Origin of the sequence: Anabaena sp. WFMT, from assembly GCF_051781005.1 — a bacterium.
GTDB lineage: Bacteria > Cyanobacteriota > Cyanobacteriia > Cyanobacteriales > Nostocaceae > Anabaena.
The window spans coordinates 1-23,950 of sequence record NZ_JBPWOA010000006.1 but is presented as its reverse complement, the minus strand read 5'-3'; the positions used below and the strand labels follow the sequence as shown (position 1 = coordinate 23,950).

Below are 23,950 nucleotides of genomic sequence, written 5' to 3'. Positions count from 1 at the left end.
AAAAATCTGTTAATATTAACCAATTTGTATGTCTGACATAGCTTTAGTCCTAACTTATTTAGAATTTCTCTTAGATATTGGCAGCTTAATAACAAATTCAGATCCTTGTCCTGGTGTTGAGATGCATTTTATTTCACCTCCATGTTTTTCCACAATAATTTTATAGCTAATAGATAATCCTAAACCCGTACCTTTACCAACAGGTTTAGTAGTAAAGAAAGGATTGAATATTTGAGATAATAAATCTTCACTCATACCGAAACCATTATCAGCAATGCGGATAATTAGATTTTGCTCGCATATCTCAGTAGTAATTCTGATCTGCGCTGGATTAGACTTATCTTCTTTTAATGAACTATGAAATTTATTCTCTTCTAAAGAATCAATAGCATTAGCCAGCAAATTCATAAATACTTGATTAAGTTGACCTGGATAACAATCTATTAATGGTAAATTTGCATAATTTTTTATAATTTGAATTCTAGGATATTCTGATTTAGATTTGAGTCGATGCTGCAATATCATCAAGGTGCTATCAATACCTTCATGAATATCAACTGGTTTCATTTCTGCTTCATCTAAACGGGAGAAATTCCGTAAGCCTAGAACTATCTGACGGATACGCTCAGATCCAACCTGCATTGATGATAATAATTTAGGTAGGTCTTCCAGTAAAAATTCTAAGTCTATATCCTCTTGCTCTGCAAGTATTTGAGGTGTCATATCAGGTGATTTCTGTTCATAAACATTAATTAAATGCAGCAGATTATCAATATATTCATTAACATGAATAATATTACCATGTATAAAATTAATTGGGTTATTAATTTCATGAGCTATACCAGCAACCAACTGACCTAGACTAGACATTTTTTCCTTCTGAACCATCTGCAACTGTGTAGTCTGTAGTTTCTCTAAAGTAAATTCTAGCTGCTTCGTTTGGTCTTGCAGACGCAAATTATTTTCATGTAGTTCCTGTGTTCTTTCTTCAACCTTTAACTCCAAAGTTTTGCTGTAATTTGCTAATTCATTGTTAGCCTGTTGCAGATTATCAGTTAGGTTAGATAAATTAGCATACAGCTTGGCATTTTCAATGGAAATAGCTGCTTGAGAGGAAAGAATTTTCAAAACTTCTAAACGTTCGGTAGTAAAAGCATTAGTTATTAAATTATTTTGCAGATATAAAACACCAATAATTTGACCTTGGTAAATTATGGGAATACACAAAAGAGACTTGGTATTATTTTTGACGATATAAGGATCTCTAGTGAATATTCCTTCATTTTTAGCATCACTAAGAACTACATTCTTTTTAGTTCTTATGACATAGTTGAGTACAGATACTGGCAGATACAAACTATATTCTAAAAGCGTAGGTGTCTCTAAAATTATCTCATTTTTATACATTCTCACAGCAGCTTCTACAATCATTTGTCCATTTTTTTCTAAAATGAGACAACTAGTTTCTGCACCAGCATTTTCCATCACTATTTTCATTAGCTTTTCTAGCAGACTATCAAGCATAATTTCACTAGAAATAGCTTGCGATGCTTTGAAAATTGTACTCAAATCAAGTGATGCTAAAGTATCTAGTTTATTCGAGGTAGTTGGCAGATTAGTATGCAAATTTGTTACATCTTGATTTAATCTAGAGAAAAAATAATCAGGATATTTTGCTTCTAAATCACTGACTTTCGCTCTAGCCCCCCAACGCAGGTAGGTGTGATAGGATTCTTTCAGATAAACAATAGCCTGTTTATCTCTACCACGAGAAAAGTAAAAATCTGCTGCTAATTCATTAGCTAGTGCTTCTTCTTGAATATATCCTTGTTCATTTGCTCCTTGAATAGCTCGTTCGTAAAAATCCATAGCTACAAAAGTTTGCCCCAGTAATCGTGCCTTTTCTGCCTCAACGAGATCATATTTATGCTGATAATTAACAGGAGCATGACCAGCCCATAACTGCATTTTTTGCTGATTAGCATTAATAACATTCATATATTCTGTTTGCAAGCTAGTTTCAGCATGGGGATATAAGCCAATTAGGGCTAGAGAATGATAAAAATTATGGATACCAACCGTCATCATCCCCATCACACCACCAATATATTCTGAAGCTAATTGAGCATTTTCTACTGCTTGAGCATAATCTCTAAATAAGTAAAGGAGAATCATTTTGGCAACATAAGCCGGAACTAGAGAAGTCACATTTTTAGTGGCTTGCAGATATGGCAGCATTGTTACTTCATCAAAGCTATCACCAATCAAGCAACATTTTTCTTGCGCTAAACCTTGCAGATTTAATGTCAACTGATGCCAGATTTTAATGTAGTTTATCGGAAAATCAAGTTTAAATTTTTGCAGCAAATCAATATACGATAGTTGCTGTTGAGATACTAATTCGAGTTGCTCTCCACTAAAAAATATATGTCCACAATAATGAACAGAGCAGTAGCCAACATATTCTAAATCTCCAATTTCTAATGCACTCTGAATGCCTTCTTTTAATGGATCAAGAGTTTCTCTGATATGTTTTTTCCAATGGAGAATAAAACCATAAAATGGCGCATATACTTTACTTTTTATTTCACTAGCTCGGAATTGCTCTAATAAACACCAACCTATTTGACCAGAGTGATATCCAGCATCAATATTTTCTAACTCTCCACACAGTAGCATACCGTAATAAGCATATCCGTGAGCAGCCATATCTGAATGACCATATTCAATACAGAGATTTACAACAGTAAAGATTATCTGAGAAAAAAGTGTTGGGTTGCTAATAAAAGCAGGCCCTGCAATAGTTACAAGAGTTTGTAAAGCAGCAAGTTTATATGGATCTGTGAGGATAGGAAATTTTTCTAAATCTTCAATCTGAGGTAAATTGAGTACGGTAGTTTGTTTGTTAGGTGCATTTAACAAAGTAACTTCCAATTTTTCAATCACTTCTAATCCAGTATTGATGGCTTTAAACATCTGATTTTGAGCCATATAAAACTGAATTTGTAGTTGATAAGCTTTTATTTGATCTAGTAAATTAGTAGCTTGTTGCAGGATCGTTTCAGCTAGGATGGCTGCTCGTTGAAAGTTAGTATTTAAGTATTCTGTTTCTAAAGCTTCTAGATGAAGTGACAGAGTGAGATTGTAGTTACTTTCCCAACTTAATATTGTTAGCAATCCCAGTCCTATATTTGAATACCTGAGAGCATCTTGATACGCTGATGCTGCTTTTGCTTTTTGAGCAGCCATCAAATTCAATTCAGCTAACTTATATTTTTGATTTTGATCTGAGATCAACTCTGTACCAAAATTTAATTGATTGACAATATCGAAAATATTATCTTTGATTTCTTCGGTTGATGAATGTGTTAATAATAGCTGTCCAAACTTAAAGTGAGTTTGCTTTTTATGTGATTCTGGAATTAGTAAATAAGCTGCTTGCTGCACTCGATCATGTAAAAAACTATAGGAAATTTTTAATTTATTATTTGTTGATAAAACCGAGGTATTTTCATCGAAAAATAACGGGATTTTGTAGTTGTCACTCAGTGGCAAAATCAAACCAGCTTGAAGTGCTGCCCATAATTGCAATGCTGTTTCCGACTGAGATTTTTCGTTGACGATTGCCAGAATATCTAGATTAAAGCGATTTCCAATACAAGCAGCTAGTTTTAAGACGTGCTGTGTCTGTAATGGTAGCTTTTTAATATTTCTGGCAATCAACTCTACAGCATTGTAATCTATAATACCAATAGCCTGAATTTGGCTGATTTCCCACTGCCATATTCCTCTATTAAAGTCAAAATTTAATAATTTTTCCTGATACATTGTCTGGAGTAACTGAGTTAGAAAAAAAGGATTACCCTGAGTTTTATTAAAAACTAACTCAACTAGAGATTTTGATTTTTCTGGTGTGGTATGTATGGTGTCAACTATTAATTCACTAACATCGTTAATATTCAGATGCTTGAGTGTAATATTATTTATGTTTATTCCTGATTTTTTAATCTCATTCAAGGTCTGAATCAATGGATGAGCAGGGCTAACCTCATTATCTCTGTATGCTCCAATAATCAATAGAAATTGACTATTAGGCTCAACCATCAACATCTGAATTAATTTTAGGGATGCTGAATCGGCCCATTGTAAATCATCGAAAAAAAGAACAAGAGGGTGTTCTTCTTGAGTAAATAAGCGAATGAAGTTTTGGAATACTCGATTAAACCGATTTTGGGATTCAGTTGTCCCCATTGTTGGGACACTGGGTTGTTGTCCAACAATTTTTTCAATGTCAGGTATCACATCAATAAGAATTTGACCAACATCTCCAAATACATCTAAAAATTTCTGTTTCCAGATAGCTAGTTTTTCATGACTTTCTGTTAATAGTTGTTGGATCAACTCTTGGAATGATTCAATTAAAGATGCATAAGGAATATTTCGCTTAAATTGATCAAATTTACCAGAAATAAAATATCCCCGTTGCTGGAGAATAGGTTTATTAATTTCATTCACTAAACAAGATTTGCCGATTCCTGCATAACCAGAAACTAAGATTATTTCACTTTTTCCAGAGCTTATTCTCTCAAAAGCTGACATTAGAGATGCTATTTCTATCTCACGTCCATAGAGTTTTTGCGGGATGATAAATTGAGAAAATTCATCCAATTTTCCAGGAGTGAAGTTTTCAATTTTTCTGCTATTTGATAGCTGATCTAAACAAATTTCTAAATCTGACTTTAATCCTAAGCCACTTTGATATCTTTCTTCAGCAGTTTTAGATAATAATTTCATGACGATGCTAGATACTGCATCTGGAATTTGTGGATTAATCTGAGTAGGAGCTATTGGCTGTTTAGCAATATGAGAGTGAATAATTTCTAGGGGATCAGTAGCATTAAATGGCAACTGACCAGTCAGCATTTCATAAAAAGTTACGCCTAAAGAGTAAAAGTCTGTACGGTAGTCAATTAATCTGTTCATTCGACCCGTTTGCTCTGGAGATACATAGGCGAATGTTCCCTTGAAGATATTGGGGTTGCTAGTAGTTGCGGTTTCTTTTGATAACCGTGATGCAATACTAAAATCTGTAATTTTTAGCTGCATTGTCTTCGGATTAATAATTATATTTTGTGGTTTAATATCCTTATGAATAATATGGTTCTCATGCAAAACTGTAATAATTTCAGATATTTGAATGCCTAGCTTTAAAAAATCAATTATATTGAGTTTGTTATTATCCAGAAATTGTTTAAGTCCTTGTCCGCCAATATCTTCCAAAACTAAAGCCAGACAATTTTGATAATCATCTAATTCATAAACTTTAATAACTCCCGGTAAATCTAGGGATTTAGTAATTTCATATTCATGTTTAAATTCTGTAATATTTTCAAGGGTAGAGTATTCTGATTTAAGAACTTTAAGGATAATTGACTTTTGATCATGAAGGCAGATTGCTCTATAAACAACTGTTTCTAAGCTATCTGCAATTTTTTCTGTAATTTTGTATTTTGAAATAGTAGTCATTATTTTGCCTGAATCTAAGTATACGTAGTTAATAACTGCACTTAATAATTCATAGAATATAACACGAGATTTTACGAATATTTTCAGGGAAATCTCATATTTATTTAAAATAAATTATACCTACTAGATGCGCTATAAGCATGATCATTAAGGCGATAGCAATGCTAATACTGCTTTAAAAAGCTTAAAGTATATGGTTGATATCTGAATGTCATTAAAATTAGATGAAAGTAAGTTGATACAGAGGTTAAAAGGATTGCAATGTAGCTAAATGGTGAAAGTGGATAAAATAAGATTTAATTCAAGGAAGGTAGAAAGAAGTGTTGAATTGGCAATCTTTAGGTAAATAAGTCATCTTGATATGAGCAGATTTAAATGTGTCATTGATGATAAATAATAGGACTGACCTTGAAAAGGTCTTGTGTAATTGCCTAGTTCTAGATAATTATGGACAAAAAAAACCGTGAACCAGATTGTTTCACGGCTTTTGGTGTGGTGTGAGGAGTTTAACTAATATCATCATAAGACTACCCACTTAGGAATAAGGTGGTTGTAACAGTTTTGGTAACAGAAATTTTTCAGAATGAAAATTGTTGAATGATTGCTTTGTTCGCTTCAGCGCTAATGAGGAACTTGAATACAATTGTCCGCGCAGATAGAGTTTATTGATGTTGATGTGACTTTCAATTGTTAAAGCTTTATATACAAGATATAAATATATCCAATTTTTATCTGTGATTAAAAAATAAAAACCGTGGAGATTTCAATCAATCCACGGTCTTTGTTGTGGTGTGAGGAGATTTAACTTAAATGTCATTATAAGCTATTTCACTATTGATAACTCAATCCTCATAACTTTTGTTACATGATTGTTGTTTGATGACATAGATACATTACTTAATAATTAAATTTTCAATCTCCAGACCTGTACATTTAAACCAAAGCACCACCACAGCTAGAACCACATCCAGCAGTACAACCATAGCAATAATCAGCAGTTTGTACTTCCCTAATCATATCTAAACTACCAGATGCTAACAATTTGCTAATGGTTAGGGTTGTACCAGTGAAAGTTTTCGCAGGTAAATTCATCATTTGGTTGAAGTCGCAATCATAGATATTACCTAAATAATCAACTGAAATTTGATCACGACACATTAAATTTTCAACTGTATCGGGGTTGAAATTCGCTTCTAAAAACTGCAAATAGCCCGAATAAAGCTGTTTTCGTTCTAAATATAACTTTGTTCTACCCACAGGTAAATTAGTGATGGTGAAGAGGTTGTTAAACACAATACCAAAATGTTCCTGTAAGAAGGTTTTATAAGCTAGTTCCAGGTTTGTCTGCTCAGGAGTTACCGAAAATTTTTCACTGGTGGGTAAGGGTGGATTATACACTAAATCTAAAATTAAATTCGGGTCTTTTCCATACCCAAGTTGATTTAACCATTGCAAAGCGCGAATAGAGTCATTAAAGACACCATTACCACGCATCTTATCTACGTTATCTGCAATGTAACAAGGTAGGGAAGCGACAATTCTCACTTGGTGTTTAGCGAAAAAATCTGGTAAATCTCTAAATTCATCAACATAATAGATTGTCAAATTTGACCGGACAATTACTTGTTTACCTGCTAAACTTGCAGCTTCTACTAGTGGCTTAAAACCATAATTCATTTCTGGAGCGCCACCAGTTAAATCTACGATTTTGATTTCTGGAAATTTAAAGATGAATTCAATTAACTCTAGGCTAATTTCTAGGTTTAGTTCTTCTGTTCTTTTGGGACTGGCTTCAACGTGGCAATGATTACAGCTAAGGTTACAGCGTTTACCTAAATTAATCTGTAAAACATTTATTTCCTTTTTTGTTAAAGGTGAAGTTAATTTATATTTGAATTGTGTGTTTGATGTATTCTGCATTGCTTAATAATCCCGAAACATGACAAAATTTTTCTTATTTATTGTTGCAGCAATTTATAGGTTATGCCACTAATAATAGCCGCAGTAGGTAAAGTTAATACCCAAGATAGTAGAATCTGGTAGAAAATACCAAAATTGGCATTTTTATTAATCAATCCCACTCCAAAAATTGACCCGACTGAAACATGAGTTGTAGACACTGGCAGTCCAAAATTACTAGCGCTAATAACAAGAAATCCTGTGACAATATTGGCGGATAAACCCTGGGTATGATTAAGCAAAGTAATTTTTTTACTCATTGTTTCGGCAACTTTTTTGGCGTTTAATAAACCGCCTAAAGACATTGCTATGGCTATAGCTATCATTCCTCCTTGAATGGAAAATGCTTTAATAATCAGAATGAGTGAAACAATCTTGGGAGTGTCATTCAATCCTCTGGCAAAGCTTACTATACCAGCACTAATAAAATGACTAATGTCAATAATTTTATGCTTGTTTTCTAGGTTTAAGCTAAGGCTAATGTAATCGTATAATTTGTAAATTACAGCGCCTAAAGGTATAGCAATAAGTGGACTGAACAAGAGGGGTAAAACAAATGATTTTCCCAAAGCTGAAACATTAACTTGGAAACCGTAAGCGATTAATCCAGCACCAACCAGCGCTCCTGTTAAGCCGTGAGTGGTAGAAATCGGAAATCCAGTTAGGGTAGCGATGATGACAGTCAAAGCAGCACCAACTGCTACCGCTATACGAAATTCCGGTGTATTGGCGATCGCATCGGGTACTAGTCCTTTACCAGAAAAGTTTTTAATGAGTTGATCTGCCATAAAAGTCGAAGCAACTGCACCGGCAAAAGTCGTCAAAGTTGCCCACCAAATTGCTATTTTGTAACTGGTAGTTTGACTACCAAATAATGTGGCTACACCTTTGAAGTTGTCATTTGCTCCATTAGAGTAAGCTAAAAATAGTGTAGCCAAAAACAGACTGATTAAAACAATCATTAATAATATAATTCGTGATTAAGTTTTGTAACAAAGATTTTCTAAGCAGTACCCTGCTACAAAACTTGTTGCTAGTTAGTTGTTCTTTACTTAAACCCCCAGAATTAATTCAAAACTAAAATCTAACAGCAACCTCCGCCATCATAGTGCCAAGTGGAATCTGTTACCATGATTTCTGCTGGCTTTAAAGCTCCGAGTTTAGCGGCTGTTTTATCACAGACTGCCGCAGGAATGCCACGTTGTAAAATATGACCTGCTTGATCATCAAAAAATGCTTCTTTCCCTGCATAAATTGCGGTTTTGCCGGTGAATATACAAGCACCATCTTCAGAAATATCAACTTTAAAAGAGACAGAATCGAGGCTTTCTAACAAAAGATTTTCTTCTAGTTGATAAGTTTGCTTATCTAATAATCTATAAGGACGACGGGCGCGAATTTCTATTTGCCCAAAACCAGCATTTATAATTAGTTGGGTATACTCTTGATATGTGAGTGCGCCTGATAAACAAATGGCACGTAATCGTTCATCTTGTTGTAAATGGGTGGGAATGGGACTGGTAGCAATGGGGTCACTCATTTGCAATCTTCCACCGGGTTTTAATACCCGATAAGCTTCTTTTAAAGCACGGGTTAAATCTGCTGGTTCAAAAATGTTGAAAAGACAATTCTGTGCTAATACATTCACAGCAGCATCATCAACTGGTAAATTAAAAGCATCTCCGGGGCGAATTTCGATAAAACTGGTATCAAACCAAGGATTTTGTTGAGCAGCCAGTTCTAAGTTACGTGTGGCAGCTTCGCGCATGGCTGCTACTGGTTCAACAGCAATGACGGCACCAGGACGACGGGAAAAGTAAGCAAATTGTAATGCTTCTAAACCACCACCAACACCAACATAAAGGACTGTGGGTTGATTTGCGAGTTCGGTGGGGTGAACTGTTGTACCACAACCATAATTCATTTCCTGCATTGGTAAAGGAATTTTCAATCCTGGTAATTGCAGGGGTGTGCTTTGAACACAACACAGTCCTACTTCTGGTGTTTGAGCAACTTCGCTGTAAAATTGTGCTGCGGTTTCTAAATAAGTCATTGTTGCTGTATGGAATTAACTTTGTATATATCAATTGTGGATATTAATATATTGGAGTGGGAATTTAATGAGTTTTCGCTGAGAGTTCATTAATTTATTCGCGCAATACATAGCCGACACCACGCACAGTTTGAACGAGACGCTTTTCATTGTTGGCTTCCAGTTTCAAGCGTAAGTAGCGAATATAAACTTCAATTATGTTGGAATCACCCATGAAGTCATAACCCCAGACTTCTTCTAAAATGCGATCGCGCGTAATTACCTGGCGCGGATGGGCGAGTAGATAGTCTAGCAAATCAAATTCCTTCGCAGTTAACTCTACTAATCGCTTTCCTCGATAGACTTCCCGCGTGCGGCGATTTAAACTCAGGTCATCAAATGCTAAGATATCTGCGGTATCCGTTTCCCGGTTTCGTCTCAGGTGGGCGCGGACTCTGGCTAATAATTCTTCGACACTGAATGGTTTGACTACGTAATCATCAGCACCAGCATCTAAACCAGCAACGCGATCGCTCACTTCATCTTTAGCGGTTAATAAAATTATCGGTACTTTATCACCCGTACTCCGTAAGCGACGACAAATTTCTAACCCCGTTACACCAGGTAGCATCCAGTCTAAGATTATTAAATCTAGATTTAACTCTCTTGCTGCGGTCAGTGCGGTAAGTCCATCATAGGCTACACTAACTTGATAGCCTTCATAACTCAATTCTAACTCTATAAATCGAGCTAATTTGACTTCATCTTCAACCAGTAAGATGTGTGTCATAATAATATTCAGGATTTCAGCAGGGATGGTAATTATACACAGAATGATAACTATTGAGAATATATTAAATACTCAATAACTAGACATCTCATAGATATAATTTAGCTTAGTATAAAGCTGAATAAGTAACAATAGTAAATCCGCAATTACCTACAGGTCTTGTATCAGTTTCATGTTTAACCAGCTATTAGCAATCAGCTTCAACAGCTTCACTATATTTATATATCAAACTGTAAATTAAAATCAATAAATATAGTAATAATCACTCACTTAATCATTAAGAAGTTTAAAGTAAATCATCAAAAATATCCTCTGTGATCATCTTTTTTACTGCGATGATGAGGCTGGTATAGTAATTGTAAAGGTACTTCCTTCACCCAGGCGCGATCGTACACTTACATTCCCACCCATACTCTCTACAAGAGTTTTAACAATCGACAACCCTAAACCGCAGCCTCCAGTCGAAGAAGTACGAGCTTCATCTACACGGTAAAAACGCTCAAAAATTCGTGATTGGTGTTGTAAAGGAATGCCATAACCTTGGTCACAAACTTGAATAGCCGCTTCTTCACCTTGCAGATTTAACTTAATAAATATAGGTGTTTCTGCTGGCGAATACTTCACAGCATTATCAATTAAATTTAGTAATACTTGTTTTAAACGATTATAGTCTATTTTCGCCTCAATTAGCTGATTAATTGACTCAATTTTGATTATGCGATCGCTATATTTTTCTGCCATACTCACAACTTCTGCTACCAAGTCATTGAGTAAACACAATTCCCGCCGCAAATGCAAATAACCACTATCAGCCCTTGCTAAATCAAGTAAATCTTGCAAAAGACGGATAGTGTGTTCAGTTTCTGTTGCAGCAGTTTCTAAGGCTTCCTGTTGTGCTGATGTTAAATTATTTTGCCGTCGCAAAACACTTTGTAAATAACCATTAACAATTGTTAATGGTGTGCGTAATTCGTGGGAAACATTACTAACAAATTGCCTCTCTTGTTCCCAAGATTGGGCAAGACGAGCTAACATCATATTGAAAGTTTGTGTTAATTCTTTGACCTCACTCGGTGCGTATTCAAGATATAATTGAGCTTGTCCTAAATCTGCTAGAGATATAACAGCAGTCATTTGATTTAACTGGCGTAACGGTTGTAGAGACCGCTGAATGTAAAATGCAATCGCTATCGAAATAACTATAATTACCAAAATACTCACAATAGCCAAACTTCTAACCATTGCCATAAACATTGTCTGTTCACGAGTTACATCTTGTACTAAAAATAAATTACCCAAAGCCTTACCCTTGAGTGGTAATGCACCGCCACATAAAATAAAATAGCGTTGACTAACTTTTCTTAATTCGGGTTGAACCGACATCTCAGTTAAAGACATCAACTCAGCAGATGTTATCTCTGGAAGCAGATTCCAATTACTAGATTTACCTATAATTTTATTATCAGCACCTTTAATCCATAAAAATGTATCAGTGGTTGTTAAGTTATTTATTGCTTTTTGCAAACTAGTTTCAACAGAATACATTTCACTATAAAGTTGCACATCCTGCGGCAAGCGATCAGCAATTTGGACAATCTTATATTTATGACTATTAATTAAAATTTGCTGCATCTTCCAAGTTGTCCAACTAGCAAGTCCTCCTAATCCCAAAGCTGAAACTAGAGCAATGCCAATAGTCAGACGTAACCGTAAGGAAAATATATCAATTTTTTGCCAAACCCTGCTGATTTGTTTCACTTTAATACTGTTGAATTTGATGTCAGGAAAATTTTATTTGAAACTTTTAACTGCTAAATTTTAACTACTTATTCAAGAATAATGATAAGGAGTGAAAACAGCATAATTTCCATCACCACTCCTACTGTAACTACTTAGACAAACCAGCATAACCAAAGCTAACATTAAAGCGGCGACACCAAATACCTACAGAACCAAAATCCGATAATTTCACATTTTTAGGTAGAGCATAACGTTGAGAACCTCTAGTCTTTTTTAAAGAAGCAATACTTATATAATCTTTCTTTTTAATATTATAATTTGGCGGTTTATCACCACGATACAAAATTACAAGTAAGTCGGGGCCATGATCCGTTTTGAAATTATTACCTAATTCTAAGTAGCGGTTGCCATTTTCAGTAACAATACTCACTTTCCCTTGAGTTTTATGTTCTAAAGTCTTAAAGCTTTCAGACTGTACTACTGAAGCATTGACATTAGCCACAGACTCAGGCTGATTATTTATGGGAGTCGAGCTTACTTCCTTGGTACAACCTACAGTTACAATTGCTACAAGACCAAAAATAGCTAAATATTTTAACTTCATACTTGAACCTCCTTAAAATTTGTCTTTAAGGATAATTTAAAGCCTCTAACCATCAAAAAAATTAATTTAACATGAGAATTAGTTTAATATTTATTAATGTTCAGACTCTAATTTGACTTCATTTGAGTAACAGCATCTGGCAAAATCTGCAATATTAGATATTATTAAAAAATCAATAGTTTTAAACTGCTTATCAATAGCAGGTAGGCTGCATATTTTAGCGCCAATACTCAAATATGCTTGTAAAATTTTTGGAATTTCTACATTATATATATCTGGACAGTGTGGAGTCATTTCTATAGAGTATTCTGAATTAGGGTGAACCAGGATACTTGGATGCATCCAATCATTATGCTGAAAATAATTATAAGCACAAGTCGCTTGTCTAGGACATTGTGTTAGCAATGATGCACAGCCAAAAAAATATTGCTTTCCACTCCCAAGCAGATAATTGGCTAGTCCTTCCCAAAGTAATAACAGTGTATGACTATTGCGGTATTCTTTAGCTATACAAGCACGTCCAACTTCTACAGATTCCTGAAGCATAAAATCAGGAATTTTATGGAGATTAAATATGTCAGCAGAATCGAAACCTAACCCTTTACCAGCCATTGTATAGGTTTGCATTCGATATGTACCAATTGTTTTACCAGTATGTTTAGCAATAAGTATCAAATGATGACAAACCTGATCAAACTTATCTTGATCCATTTGGGTAGTGTTAGAACCAGAAAATCCCAAACCTAGTTCTAGATTAAAAACCTCAAAACGTAAGCGGAAAATAGATTCTAATTCTTCTTCAGTTGAAGCAAGTCGTAGGATATACTTTTCATTTTGCAAAACGGGAAACTCAGGAGGATGCAATAGAGAATTGATGTGATGGTAATACATTTACATCTGTTTTCCTACTTATATTTGCGGAATATTCCACTAGAATTTAGAGCATACTCAATAACCCTATTCCATCAAACTGGGAATCAAAAAAATAATTCCCTAATTTTGAAATCCAGATTTGATAAAGGTTTGAAGATTTTATTACTAACAAAATATGGCGAATATTTTGAAAAACTAATAAATTACTAAACCCCTCTTTTGTTCGTGTCCTTTACGTCTATTCCTGCGGGATGCTATGCGTTAGTCGAGCTTATGCCTACGGCACATTATGTGAACACTTTAGAGATACGTGGTTGACTTTTCGTTTCCTGTGAGTAAGTCCTAGATGATGAGAGATAGATTTCTTTTATTATGGACATTTTTATAAATAAAATCTGGCAATAAGATACACATTTATCTAATTCACAATTTAAATTTTCTGTCAATAGTAATTATGTTCAGAAAGTCACGATAATCTCAAAAAGCCCCTGAATGCATCCAAGGGCTAGAATAATTTACCAGTAAACTGCGATAAAATTCTTGGGGAAAAACATTGCAATCAATTGCGGTGATTATTGTTGTAGCGAACTCTAGTACCTGCCCAAAGTAACTTTTCCCGCAGCGTCTGATAATATGAATTATTATCCCGTAAAACAATAAATTTAGCTAGACAATCAGCCATCCGCACATCAACACGATGGCCTGGCCAAATTGAAGTAGATAACACTCCATCCATCCACAATTTAGTACTTAAATCGTAATCCCCCAACGGCCAAATACTGACCACAGAACCAGGCGGTAAAATTAGGGGACGACTAGAAAGACTCATTGGACAAATGGGTGTGATCGTAATTGCCTCCATCCCATCATGCATGATCGGTCCACTGGCAGAAACTGTGTAACCAGTAGAACCAGTGGGAGTAGAAACAATTAACCCATCTCCTACATATTGATCAACAACCTCCCCGTCAATTTCCATTTCCAGAATAGAAGTGATCATTCTGTCAGCAGAAGCAGGTTTTACACAAAACTCGTTCAAAGCCAGGTAATGTTCAGTCACTGGTTCTAAATTTGTCCGATGACCTTCATATACTGCCGCTTGCAACATCATCCGCCGCTGGATAGCATAGCGATCCTCAAACAGACGATCCCACACTCGTTCTGGTTCTTGAAATTCTTCCACAGACTCAGTTAAAAACCCCAAATGACCTCCGACATTCACTCCCAGAATGGGGATGCCAGCTGGGGCTAAATGTCTAGCACTTGTTAAAACAGTACCGTCACCACCAAGTACTAAAGCTAGGTCTATTGGTTGAGTGGCGGATGCTAAGAATACCGGATAGGGGTTATCTTTTGGTCCGCTAGGCCCTACCAATACTTGGCACTGACGTTCCTCTAGTTGTTTAGCACAGAGTTCTGCCCAGCGTTTACTCTGGGAGTCTCGCGCTTTATAAGCAATGATTACCTGCTTGAGTTGCACGCACTGTTACCACTTCAGGAGATTAAACTGCTCCATATCGACGGTATCACGGTTGCGATAAATGGCCAGCACGATCGCTAAACCAACCGCCGCTTCAGCAGCTGCCACGGTAATCACAAAAACTGTGAAAACCTGACCTTTAATTAATGTTGAGTCGAGAAAGTTGGAAAATGCCATTAAATTCAAATTAACAGCATTCAGCAACAACTCTATTGACATCAGCACCCGCACCGCGTTACGGCTAGTAATTAAGCCATAGATGCCAATGCAAAATAAAGCTGCTGCTAGTAATAAAAAGTACTGAAGTTGCATGATTGGTGATTGGTAATTGGTAATTGGTGATTGGTAATGGGTTATGGGTTATGGGTTATGGGTTATGGGTCATTCATCTTCCCAGTCCCCAGTCCCCAGTCCCCAATCCCTAGTCCTCAGTTCCAGTACTGGTTGATACCAGTTCTCTGGGGCGTTCTGGCAAAGTTAAGATAGATTGTTGTAGTTGAGAAGAGTCTGATTCGTCTGGTAAATATTCCCGACGTGCCAAAATAATTGCTCCTACCATTGCCATTAACAACAAAATAGAAGCCAACTCAAAGGGTAGCAAAAAGTCAGTGAAAAAATGTTCACCAATCACAACTATAGAACTTTCACCAGCCACAGGAACAGAGGAATAAGCCCAAGGAGTTGCCAGTACCATCGTACTCAATAGGGCAAATAATCCTATACTTACAATACCTGTGACTACTTTCCGCAACCCAGCACTGGGTAAAGGTGAGAAATCTTGGCGTTTGTTAACCAACATAATGGCAAACAAAATCAGCACGTTAATCGCACCAACATAAATCAGAATCTGTGCTGATGCTACAAAATCACCATTTAGCAACAGATAGAGTCCTGACATACTGATGAATACACCCCCCAGCAAAAAGGCAGAATAGACGATGTTAGAAAACAGCACTACACCTAGTGCTGCACCAATCATCATCACAGCCAGTATGCCAAATGAAACAACCTGTACTCCTTCCGCTAGATTCACTTTTTTTGATCCTTTTGATGTTTGATAAATGCTCACTGGTAACAGGTAATTGGAAAAAATCTTGATTACCCATTACCTATTACCTATTACCCATTACCATTTTCTACAAGGTCTTCTGGACGAGAACCAGCACGAGGTGCATCTGCGGGTACACCGTGGGGTTCCATAACGCCTTTAGGTAGGTAAACTAGTTCGCGCAGTGGTGTCACCATTGGATCGTCTGTAACTTTGTAAGGCAGTCGTCCTAATGCTACGCTGTCATAGTTTAATTCGTGGCGATCATACGTAGCAAGTTCATATTCTTCTGTCATGGATAAACAGTTTGTTGGGCAGTATTCCACACAGTTACCGCAGAAGATACAAACTCCAAAGTCAATACTGTAGTGATTGAGCTTTTTCTTCTTGGTAGCTTTGTCAAATTCCCAATCGACTACAGGAAGGTTAATGGGACAGACGCGAACACAAACTTCACAAGCGATACACTTGTCAAATTCGTAGTGAATTCTACCGCGAAACCTTTCCCCTGGAATCAATTTTTCGTAGGGATACTGGACGGTGACTGGACGGCGCTGCATGTGGTCAAAGGTGACAGAAAGCCCCTGACCAATATAACGAGCCGATTGTACTGCTTCTTTGGCGTAATCACCAACTTGTTTGAGGAACTTTAGCATTGTTTGTGTCTCTCACTCTTTTCAATTTTGGATTTTGGATTTTAGATTTAAGATTCAATCCAAAATCTAAAATCTAAAATTTCCTTATCCACCGAAGGCGACAGGAAAGGCTAATTTCAGGGCGGCGGTTAATAGGAGATTAACCAAACCAACTGGCAGCAAGAATTTCCATCCTAAATCTAACAATTGGTCAATCCGTACCCGTGGTAGTGTCCAACGGATGAGGATGGCGATAAATACCAGGAAGTAAGCTTTGAGTACGGTCATAGTGATACCTAAAGAGGCAGTTACTACCTGTAAAACAGGGTTTGTGTCACTGACTCCCAGCCAATCACCTATGAGGCTGACGGGAATAGGAAAATGCCAACCACCTAGATACAAAATTGCTACTAGGAGGGAAGAAAGTATCAAGTTAATGTAAGAACCTAAGTAAAATAGACCGAATTTCATCCCGGAGTATTCAGTCTGATACCCTGCTACTAGTTCTTCTTCTGCTTCGGGTAAGTCAAAGGGTAAGCGTTCACATTCAGCTAGGGCTGCAATCCAAAAGATGATGAAACCAAGTGGTTGTCGCCAAATGTTCCAACCCAAAATGCCAAAATGAGATTGCTGGTTGACGATATCAACTGTGCTGAGGCTATTAGACATCATTGCGATCGCTAATACACTCAACGCCAAAGGAATTTCATAACTGATTGACTGCGCTGCTGCCCGCAAACCCCCCAATAGGGAGTATTTATTATTAGATGCGTAGCCAGCCATTAATAAGCCAATGGGCTGAATACTAGACAAAGCAATCCACAAAAATACCCCCATTCCCACGTTGGTAATGACGATATTTTCCCCAAAGGGAACAATCAGAAATGACAAAAATACCGGAATTACTACAATTATCGGTCCGAGGGTAAACAGCCAGCGGTCTGCTTTGGCGGGGACGATATCTTCTTTAAAGATTAGCTTCAGACCATCCGCTACAGGTACAAGCAACCCAAAAGGCCCTTGGAATTCTGGGCCAATCCGTTGCTGTGCAGCAGCAGAAATTTTCCGTTCTAACCAGGTAGCAACCAGTACTCCTACTGTTGCACCAATCAGCATCAGGATCATTGGTAACGGCATCCAAATCGCTTTGGCCGCCCCTGGTGGTATTCCTAAATCCCGGACAGATTGAATAAAAGTTCCTTGGAGGTCAATTCCTGCATTCATTTTTGCTACTCTTTAAGTCGTCAAGTCACGGTGAATTTTAACTATTAGTTGAGTTAATAACTCTAGATTCACTGGTTGATAATCTCTGTTGAGATGATGCCTGATTGTAGATTTGTTGCCAATTCCCATGTTTAGTATATCCTTGGATGGTTTTTGCCCTGTGAACCAAGAGACAACTTCTACTTATGGTTGGGATTGAATTTGGCTAATACTAGGAATTGAGGACTGGGATTAAGATTTCTGTTCTTCTTGCCATTTTGCTGTTCCCTATTCCCTGTCACCTGCCTCCCCAGACAATACAAATTAGCCGCTTCCCTTTTGGTAACGGGTTTCTAATCTATGGAAATTGTCTGATTTTCCATCACTGGGGGATGTGATGACAATGCCAATTTAAGATTCTCGATTTGAGATTTTTGACTGCAAGCCTAATAGATAAGACAGATGACAGTTATGAATCTGTCCATCTATTGGCATGAATCCCAAATCCAAAATCTAAAATTGGTTTCTTAGTTAACGTTGATCCATGGGAAGGTAAGGAACTTCGTGACGACCGTTGTAAATTTGAGTAGGACGGAAAATCCGGTTTTCTGCGAGTTGTTCTTTCCAGTGTGCTAACCAACCAGCCACACGTGCAATCGCAAAAACAGGTGTAAACAAGTCCGTAGGAATCCCCATTTTTCGGTACACCAAACCAGAATAAAAGTCAACATTGGGATAAACCCCTTTGCTGCCAACCTTTTCGGCCATTACCCGTTCCATTTCTTGGGCAACTTCATAGTACTTGTCGTAGCCAAATTTATCAAACAACTGCTCCGCCAAGTTTTGCAAGATTGTCGCCCGTGGATCTTTCACTTTGTAGACACGATGGCCAAAGCCCATAATCTTCGCTTTACGTTGCAGAAGATCATCTACATAAGGACGGACATTATCCACACAACCAATTTCTTCCAACATCTGAATTACTTCTTCGTTAGCTCCACCATGCAGGGGGCCGCCTAAAGTACCCACCGCACTAGCAACCACCGCATAGGGGTCAGTTAAGGTAGAAGCTGTCACCCTGGCACTGAAGGTAGAAGCATTCATTGTATGCTCGACGTGCAGAATCAAGCAGATGTCAAAAATCCTTGCAGCTAAAGGATCTGGCTCTTTCTCATTGAGCATATACAAGAAGTTGGCAGAATAATCCAAGTCATCGCGAGGCTTAACTGGATCATTACCTTGTCGCATTAACTGGAACGCTGCTACCATTGTGGGAATAGTTGCCATTAAGCGCACTACAGCATCTCGAATGTAAACTGGATTATGTAAGTCACGTCGAGAATAAAATAACCCTAATGCAGCAGCAGAAGCTTGCAACGCATCCATTGGATGACCGCTTTCAGGAAAGCATTTCATCATGTCCCGAATGCGATATTTAATTCGTCTGTGGTAGCGAATTTCATGCTCAAACGCTTCCAATTCTTCTTTGCTTGGCAATTCACCCCAGATTAAGAGATAAGCAGTTTCTATGAACGTACTTTTTTCTGCTAATTCCTCAATCCGAATGCCACGATATTCTAGTATTCCTTTTTGCCCATCTACATAACTGATACTCGATTGGGCTGCGGGAATACCTTCTAAACCAGGCTTGTATTCGCACACCGTCATGGCAACACCATTTGCTTTGTGAAATATCTGATCACGCTAACTTACCAGAGGTTATTTTCACCGTAACAGTTGCCGATCTAACAACTATTCTATGCGAAAGGTTGAAAAACTGTTATGGCAGGTACTTGGGTGGTATCAACAAGAACAACTGACTACAACCCAGAGGAGATCCTATTTCTGGTAGTTTTATCCCAATCATACCTGCTTTTTTCAGGACGAGGCGCTCTTTTGCTTCTCCCCAAAGCAGATTTTCTGCCCAATTGCTCAAATTAGGCTCATGTCCCACCAATGCTAGTCGGGTTGAGTGAGTATAATTTCTCGGTTCAAACCATTCTTTTAGCCAATTGTTAATGTTACCTTCTGGGCTGAGGTGGTGCGATTCTTCTAACTGTGAACTCAGTCCAGCCGTAATGAGGATTTCTGCGGTTTGCTGGGCGCGGACGAGGGGACTGCTAAGGATTAAATCAAAGTGTAAATCTAGTTTTACTAATCTTTGGGCTACTTTTTCAGTTTTTTGTCTTCCTTCCTTGGTTAGCTTACGCTCTTCATCTTTTAGCCCTAATTGATGCTCTTCGGCGATACCATGACGAATTAAGTATAGTTCCATATTTTTATTGTTGAGTTAGGAATTACGCATAATTTAAAATAGATGTAACTCAAATTCATTAAACCTCTACATTTATGCCGCTTACTGAATCTGTCCCCTTGCTTAAGGAATTATCTCATTCTGACCAACTATTACTACTAGATTTTATAGTATCTGAATTTTTGAAGAAATCAGGTTTAGTCCCATTAGATACTCATAACAAAGTAGCAAGTTAAGGCTTATATGATTCTTTTGAAGCTGCTGCCATTTTAGGAAAGGCACTAACAGAGAAAAAAGCGTTTACACATCGTTGATAGGCAAGGAAATTTGAGGCAGTGGTTGTTTTATAACTGTTAAGACTAAAAAATTAGATTTTTCTTCAAATAGGTTGTTATCTTTGTACGTTTGGGAAGATTATTTATTTTAATCACCTCACAAGTTTAAAAATTAAATTTTTGCTGTGTTATTAAGGCTAACCTAGACTACTGAAATGAGAGATAGCATTAATCATCTATACGCTTAAAGTATTCAGCTTCATCTGTGCCAAAATCTTTTAATACAGCCTCTATCACTTCTTTTCCATGTATTATTATTTCGTCACTTAATGAGTGAACATAATAAGAAACTTTGATTTCATTAATCTTAACTAGCTCTTGTCCATTAACTAAAACATATTTCTCTTTTAAGGGGATGATTTCTTCATAAATACGACCATCCTCTTTCTCTAGCAAATCCAAATTTTTGGGTAGCCACCATTGCATTTGTTCTGTACATACTGCTCCATCTTTGTCTAGAAGACAGAAATTTGAATCTGATGGTATGTGCAATAAATCTGACTTTTCAAGTACATCTAGACGTTTATTTTGCTCATCAGTTGGGTTTATCAATACCTTAGCCAAATTACGAGGGTTCAACGGCTGTAGAAGTATTGTGAATACGACCAAGAGAAGTAAGCTGGGCAAAAATCTGGGCTAATAAAATAGGCTCTGGTTATTCTGGAAGCATTTTTAACATTTCACGAACATAACGAAAACCACGGTAGTAAGCCTTCAAATCAACAATGCCAGAACCAGGATTATCTTGACGGAACTGAGCTAAAAGATAATGGGATAAGTTGACCATGAAAAAAGAAAGATTAGCCGCATTAGTCACCGTAATTTGACTTTGATTCATAAAATCTTCTAATCCCCAAAATTGCTTGGCATCACGAAAATTAAACTCGATTTGAAAACGCAGTTTGTAGTAGTCAATTATCTTCTCATACGACAAATCTAGGTCACTAGAAAATAGAATCATATGACTACGAGCATTGGTCTTGATATTAGTTTTTACCAAAATAACTACGTTTAGGGACTGAGCAAACTCTTTGTGCAGTAGAGTCACTTGATAAGTATCGGTTTTAATATCTTCTTCAAGACTACTTTGAAGCAAATATGCCCCAGGAATATTACGCCAGTCCAACTTCTCTCCGTATTTACGACGTGAACGATGATTAGGGTCAGGATTGTGGTAAGGTATATATAATGCTGTATCATGGCGTAACTTGGAAATTATGTGCAAGTTAACCTGCCGCGCCATTTGCAAGGCATTATTGTTTCCAAAATGACCATCTAATACTAAGTAAGTGAGGGGAATAAAGTTAGCTATTAACTTGAATAGCTCATTAATCATCTTCTTAATTCTTAGTAATTCAGATGTGAAAATTACCTCTTTTTTGTTTTTATTCTTACTCCCTTTTGGTCGTCCTCTTCCCCGTTTTTCTGGAGATTTTATTTCTGGGCTTGGTGATACACTACTTTTTTCTACATTGCTCTTTATTACCTGTTCTATCTGAATTGGAAATGACTGTCTTTTTTCCACACTTACTAATGATAAAGTAAAAAAAGATAGTCCAGATATCGGTTTGCTCACTAGACTGGAAAAGAACCTATCTAATCCATATGTTTTTTTCCCGGCTTTGCTTATTACTACTTCATCTCCTGCCAACAGATAAACATCTTTTGGACAAAACAAATGCCGACGAAAAAATACCCAGAATACTGTTGCCCAGGGTATGACTGTCTGAAAAAATCTTATCACCGTCCGATAACTACCACCAGTTCCTGCCCAACGGGATATTCCCAACATTGTGACTCGCCCGCTCATGGCTAACATGGCCATGATGATCTGACTCAACTGACGCATTGTCGTCACTTTTATTTCTGGTAGCAGGCATTGCAACAGTGTTAGGATGTCGAACATGGGCTGTATGTGGCTTTTGAGTTGTCGTTGTGGAAGACAATAACTCTACTACATCAGCCCTCTCTCTTCATACTCTTTTTTTGGCTAAGGTATTGGTTTATAGAACCCATTTGACATCTTAGGAAGGGACTGCAAGCCTCTTAATCATTAACCTGATAAAGCAGAGGTTAAGTTTGGCAGCGGCACCAGCGAGGGTTCGTTCAAAGTTCTTAACCAGAATTTTACAACGCTCCATCCAAGCATTGGAGCGTTCGATCACCCATCTGGCGATTGCGGGAACTCTCTCCAGATTTCCCTTGTGCTGCTTTCTCTTGTTTTGAGGGTTTCGTAGAAAGTTGAAACTGGATTTTGGTCATGATCTCTGGGTAAATCCGCTCTAGTTCCTGAGTCAAATATTCTGGGTGATACCCATGATCTAGGAGGATAGTGATCTTGGGAATATCGAGAGGTTTTGACTTGAAGTAGTTGATGTTGAGAGTAAACATCTCAATTAATCCGGCATCATCCGAGACATTGGCGCGAGTGCAGTGGGTAAAAAAGGGAAACCCAAGGGTGTCAATAGCCAGATGCCTTTTAATACCGTTGGTAGCTTTGTAGAAACAAAAACCTTTCGACTCTACACTGGCATTGCAGGTATTTTTCACTGCTTGGGAGTCAATGATGATCAACGTCGTCCACTGCGGTTTTTTTTTACCTGTTCACGCACTTTTCCATGTAAGACACTCATCAATTCCTCAAATACCCCAGCCGCTCGCCACTCTTTGTAGTGCCAATAGACGGTGGAATAAGGTGGGAAGTCTTTGGGTAAGTCTTGCCAATTGCACCCATTTTTCATTTGATAGAGAATTCCATTGAATATCTCTCGCTTTGTCCAGTTGCTCGGTCGAGTCTGCTTCTTAGTCGGTAATATTTCAAGCAGTAAGGGTTCAAAAATTTCCCATTCTGCATCAGTGAGGTTGCTGGAATACGCCATTAGCATTGAATTGTAGATGCTCAGGAGTACCTTAATTCAGAACCTTATAAGATGTCAAATGGGTTCTATATAGAGTTCCAACTTTATTGGTTGTTCTGGTGTGTTAACTATGAATTTCATGGTAGGAATTGTCTCTATATCCTTGATTCTGCCTTTCCAGTCATTATCATTTGGCTTGTTCAGAAGTTTTAACTCAATACCATAAAACTTAGCGAATTGTACTGTACCACTTTGATAACCACTTTTCGTAACCATTAGACCAACACAGTTACCAATGTCATGCATAACTGCGAAAAAGTTTCTCACTTTTTCTAGGCTAATAGCGGAAGCATAATTTTTACACTCTATTAAGACTTTATGCTCAATTCCTGCCTGTTTAAATCTCCAAAGTATATCAATTTGATGCTCAACACCTGAACGTCCAATAAGATTTATATTATGTTCTACTTCTACGGTATTTACACCTTCTTTTTTTAAGATTTGTTGGTAGACAATTTGAGTTAATTTTTCGTATTGTATTGATTGTTTATAAAGTTCGGAATCCATATTTTTATCTTGCTTATTTAACTAGTTATTAGCTGACGGGATGACA

The 23,950-nt window shown here is 37.2% G+C and carries 19 protein-coding genes and 1 pseudogene; all 20 read right to left on the bottom strand.

Annotated features, from left to right (window positions below):
* Window positions 1–54 precede the first annotated feature (54 nt).
* Complete coding sequence (locus tag ACSQ6I_RS04920; protein ID WP_438889245.1) at window positions 55–5,526, bottom strand: ATP-binding sensor histidine kinase; 5,472 nt, start codon at window positions 5,524–5,526, stop codon at window positions 55–57.
* 933 nt (window positions 5,527–6,459) lie between these two features.
* Complete coding sequence (gene arsS / locus ACSQ6I_RS04915; protein WP_438889244.1) at window positions 6,460–7,446, bottom strand: arsenosugar biosynthesis radical SAM (seleno)protein ArsS; 987 nt, start codon at window positions 7,444–7,446, stop codon at window positions 6,460–6,462.
* Between the two features lie 38 nt (window positions 7,447–7,484).
* Window positions 7,485–8,447 carry an inorganic phosphate transporter gene (locus ACSQ6I_RS04910; protein ID WP_438889243.1) on the bottom strand — a complete coding sequence of 321 codons (963 nt, stop codon included), beginning with the start codon at window positions 8,445–8,447 and terminating at the stop codon, window positions 7,485–7,487.
* 122 nt (window positions 8,448–8,569) lie between these two features.
* A complete protein-coding gene (arsM, locus tag ACSQ6I_RS04905) occupies window positions 8,570–9,538 on the bottom strand; it encodes an arsenosugar biosynthesis arsenite methyltransferase ArsM (RefSeq protein ID WP_438889242.1) in 969 nt (322 codons plus the stop codon).
* 94 nt (window positions 9,539–9,632) lie between these two features.
* The gene (locus ACSQ6I_RS04900) at window positions 9,633–10,307 is read right to left on the bottom strand and encodes a response regulator transcription factor (RefSeq protein WP_438889241.1); all 675 of its coding nucleotides are present in this window, start codon (window positions 10,305–10,307) and stop codon (window positions 9,633–9,635) included.
* 327 nt (window positions 10,308–10,634) lie between these two features.
* Complete coding sequence (locus ACSQ6I_RS04895) at window positions 10,635–12,065, bottom strand: sensor histidine kinase (protein WP_438889240.1); 1,431 nt, start codon at window positions 12,063–12,065, stop codon at window positions 10,635–10,637.
* A 130-nt stretch (window positions 12,066–12,195) separates the two neighbouring features.
* Window positions 12,196–12,651 (bottom strand): DM13 domain-containing protein, encoded by a 456-nt coding sequence (locus ACSQ6I_RS04890; protein ID WP_438889239.1) that lies wholly within the window; start codon window positions 12,649–12,651, stop codon window positions 12,196–12,198.
* A gap of 93 nt (window positions 12,652–12,744) precedes the next feature.
* Complete coding sequence (locus ACSQ6I_RS04885) at window positions 12,745–13,542, bottom strand: GNAT family N-acetyltransferase (protein WP_438889238.1); 798 nt, start codon at window positions 13,540–13,542, stop codon at window positions 12,745–12,747.
* A gap of 541 nt (window positions 13,543–14,083) precedes the next feature.
* Window positions 14,084–15,004 (bottom strand): NAD(+) kinase, encoded by a 921-nt coding sequence (locus ACSQ6I_RS04880; protein ID WP_438889237.1) that lies wholly within the window; start codon window positions 15,002–15,004, stop codon window positions 14,084–14,086.
* 6 nt (window positions 15,005–15,010) lie between these two features.
* On the bottom strand, window positions 15,011–15,316 hold the full coding sequence (gene nuoK, locus ACSQ6I_RS04875; RefSeq protein ID WP_006199065.1) for an NADH-quinone oxidoreductase subunit NuoK: 306 nt from the start codon (window positions 15,314–15,316) through the stop codon (window positions 15,011–15,013).
* A 109-nt stretch (window positions 15,317–15,425) separates the two neighbouring features.
* Complete coding sequence (locus ACSQ6I_RS04870; protein ID WP_438889236.1) at window positions 15,426–16,037, bottom strand: NADH-quinone oxidoreductase subunit J; 612 nt, start codon at window positions 16,035–16,037, stop codon at window positions 15,426–15,428.
* A gap of 86 nt (window positions 16,038–16,123) precedes the next feature.
* Window positions 16,124–16,708, bottom strand: coding sequence for an NAD(P)H-quinone oxidoreductase subunit I (gene ndhI / locus ACSQ6I_RS04865; RefSeq protein ID WP_015212762.1), 585 nt, complete (start codon window positions 16,706–16,708; stop codon window positions 16,124–16,126).
* Between the two features lie 84 nt (window positions 16,709–16,792).
* Window positions 16,793–17,911, bottom strand: coding sequence for an NADH-quinone oxidoreductase subunit NuoH (nuoH, locus tag ACSQ6I_RS04860; protein WP_438889235.1), 1,119 nt, complete (start codon window positions 17,909–17,911; stop codon window positions 16,793–16,795).
* Between the two features lie 510 nt (window positions 17,912–18,421).
* The gene (locus ACSQ6I_RS04855; protein WP_438889234.1) at window positions 18,422–19,558 is read right to left on the bottom strand and encodes a citrate synthase; all 1,137 of its coding nucleotides are present in this window, start codon (window positions 19,556–19,558) and stop codon (window positions 18,422–18,424) included.
* Between the two features lie 112 nt (window positions 19,559–19,670).
* Window positions 19,671–20,165 (bottom strand): phosphohistidine phosphatase SixA, encoded by a 495-nt coding sequence (gene sixA / locus ACSQ6I_RS04850; RefSeq protein WP_438889233.1) that lies wholly within the window; start codon window positions 20,163–20,165, stop codon window positions 19,671–19,673.
* A gap of 482 nt (window positions 20,166–20,647) precedes the next feature.
* Window positions 20,648–21,043 (bottom strand): hypothetical protein, encoded by a 396-nt coding sequence (locus ACSQ6I_RS04845; protein ID WP_438889232.1) that lies wholly within the window; start codon window positions 21,041–21,043, stop codon window positions 20,648–20,650.
* A 1-nt stretch (window position 21,044) separates the two neighbouring features.
* A pseudogene (locus tag ACSQ6I_RS04840) lies at window positions 21,045–22,385 on the bottom strand (transposase).
* Between the two features lie 221 nt (window positions 22,386–22,606).
* Complete coding sequence (locus ACSQ6I_RS04835) at window positions 22,607–23,053, bottom strand: transposase (protein WP_438889231.1); 447 nt, start codon at window positions 23,051–23,053, stop codon at window positions 22,607–22,609.
* The gene (locus tag ACSQ6I_RS04830; protein WP_438889230.1) at window positions 23,050–23,358 is read right to left on the bottom strand and encodes a transposase; all 309 of its coding nucleotides are present in this window, start codon (window positions 23,356–23,358) and stop codon (window positions 23,050–23,052) included. Before ACSQ6I_RS04830 ends, ACSQ6I_RS04835 begins: the two co-directional genes overlap by 4 nt.
* 54 nt (window positions 23,359–23,412) lie before the next feature.
* A complete protein-coding gene (locus ACSQ6I_RS04825; protein ID WP_438889229.1) occupies window positions 23,413–23,904 on the bottom strand; it encodes a restriction endonuclease in 492 nt (163 codons plus the stop codon).
* Between the last annotated feature and the right edge of the window lie 46 nt (window positions 23,905–23,950).

Excerpts from the sequence above, each read along its gene's own strand:
- ACSQ6I_RS04910 (WP_438889243.1), bottom strand. The coding sequence starts at position 8,447 with ATGATTGTTTTAATCAGTCTGTTTTTGGCTACACTATTTTTAGCTTAC.
- sixA (WP_438889233.1), bottom strand. The coding sequence starts at position 20,165 with ATGGAACTATACTTAATTCGTCATGGTATCGCCGAAGAGCATCAATTA.
- arsS (WP_438889244.1), bottom strand. The coding sequence starts at position 7,446 with ATGCAGAATACATCAAACACACAATTCAAATATAAATTAACTTCACCT.
- ACSQ6I_RS04890 (WP_438889239.1), bottom strand. The coding sequence starts at position 12,651 with ATGAAGTTAAAATATTTAGCTATTTTTGGTCTTGTAGCAATTGTAACT.
- arsM (WP_438889242.1), bottom strand. The coding sequence starts at position 9,538 with ATGACTTATTTAGAAACCGCAGCACAATTTTACAGCGAAGTTGCTCAA.
- ACSQ6I_RS04855 (WP_438889234.1), bottom strand. The coding sequence starts at position 19,558 with ATGACGGTGTGCGAATACAAGCCTGGTTTAGAAGGTATTCCCGCAGCC.
- ACSQ6I_RS04825 (WP_438889229.1), bottom strand. The coding sequence starts at position 23,904 with ATGGATTCCGAACTTTATAAACAATCAATACAATACGAAAAATTAACT.
- nuoK (WP_006199065.1), bottom strand. The coding sequence starts at position 15,316 with ATGCAACTTCAGTACTTTTTATTACTAGCAGCAGCTTTATTTTGCATT.
- ACSQ6I_RS04885 (WP_438889238.1), bottom strand. The coding sequence starts at position 13,542 with ATGTATTACCATCACATCAATTCTCTATTGCATCCTCCTGAGTTTCCC.
- nuoH (WP_438889235.1), bottom strand. The coding sequence starts at position 17,911 with ATGAATGCAGGAATTGACCTCCAAGGAACTTTTATTCAATCTGTCCGG.
- ACSQ6I_RS04920 (WP_438889245.1), bottom strand. The coding sequence starts at position 5,526 with ATGACTACTATTTCAAAATACAAAATTACAGAAAAAATTGCAGATAGC.
- ndhI (WP_015212762.1), bottom strand. The coding sequence starts at position 16,708 with ATGCTAAAGTTCCTCAAACAAGTTGGTGATTACGCCAAAGAAGCAGTA.
- ACSQ6I_RS04830 (WP_438889230.1), bottom strand. The coding sequence starts at position 23,358 with ATGGCGTATTCCAGCAACCTCACTGATGCAGAATGGGAAATTTTTGAA.
- ACSQ6I_RS04900 (WP_438889241.1), bottom strand. The coding sequence starts at position 10,307 with ATGACACACATCTTACTGGTTGAAGATGAAGTCAAATTAGCTCGATTT.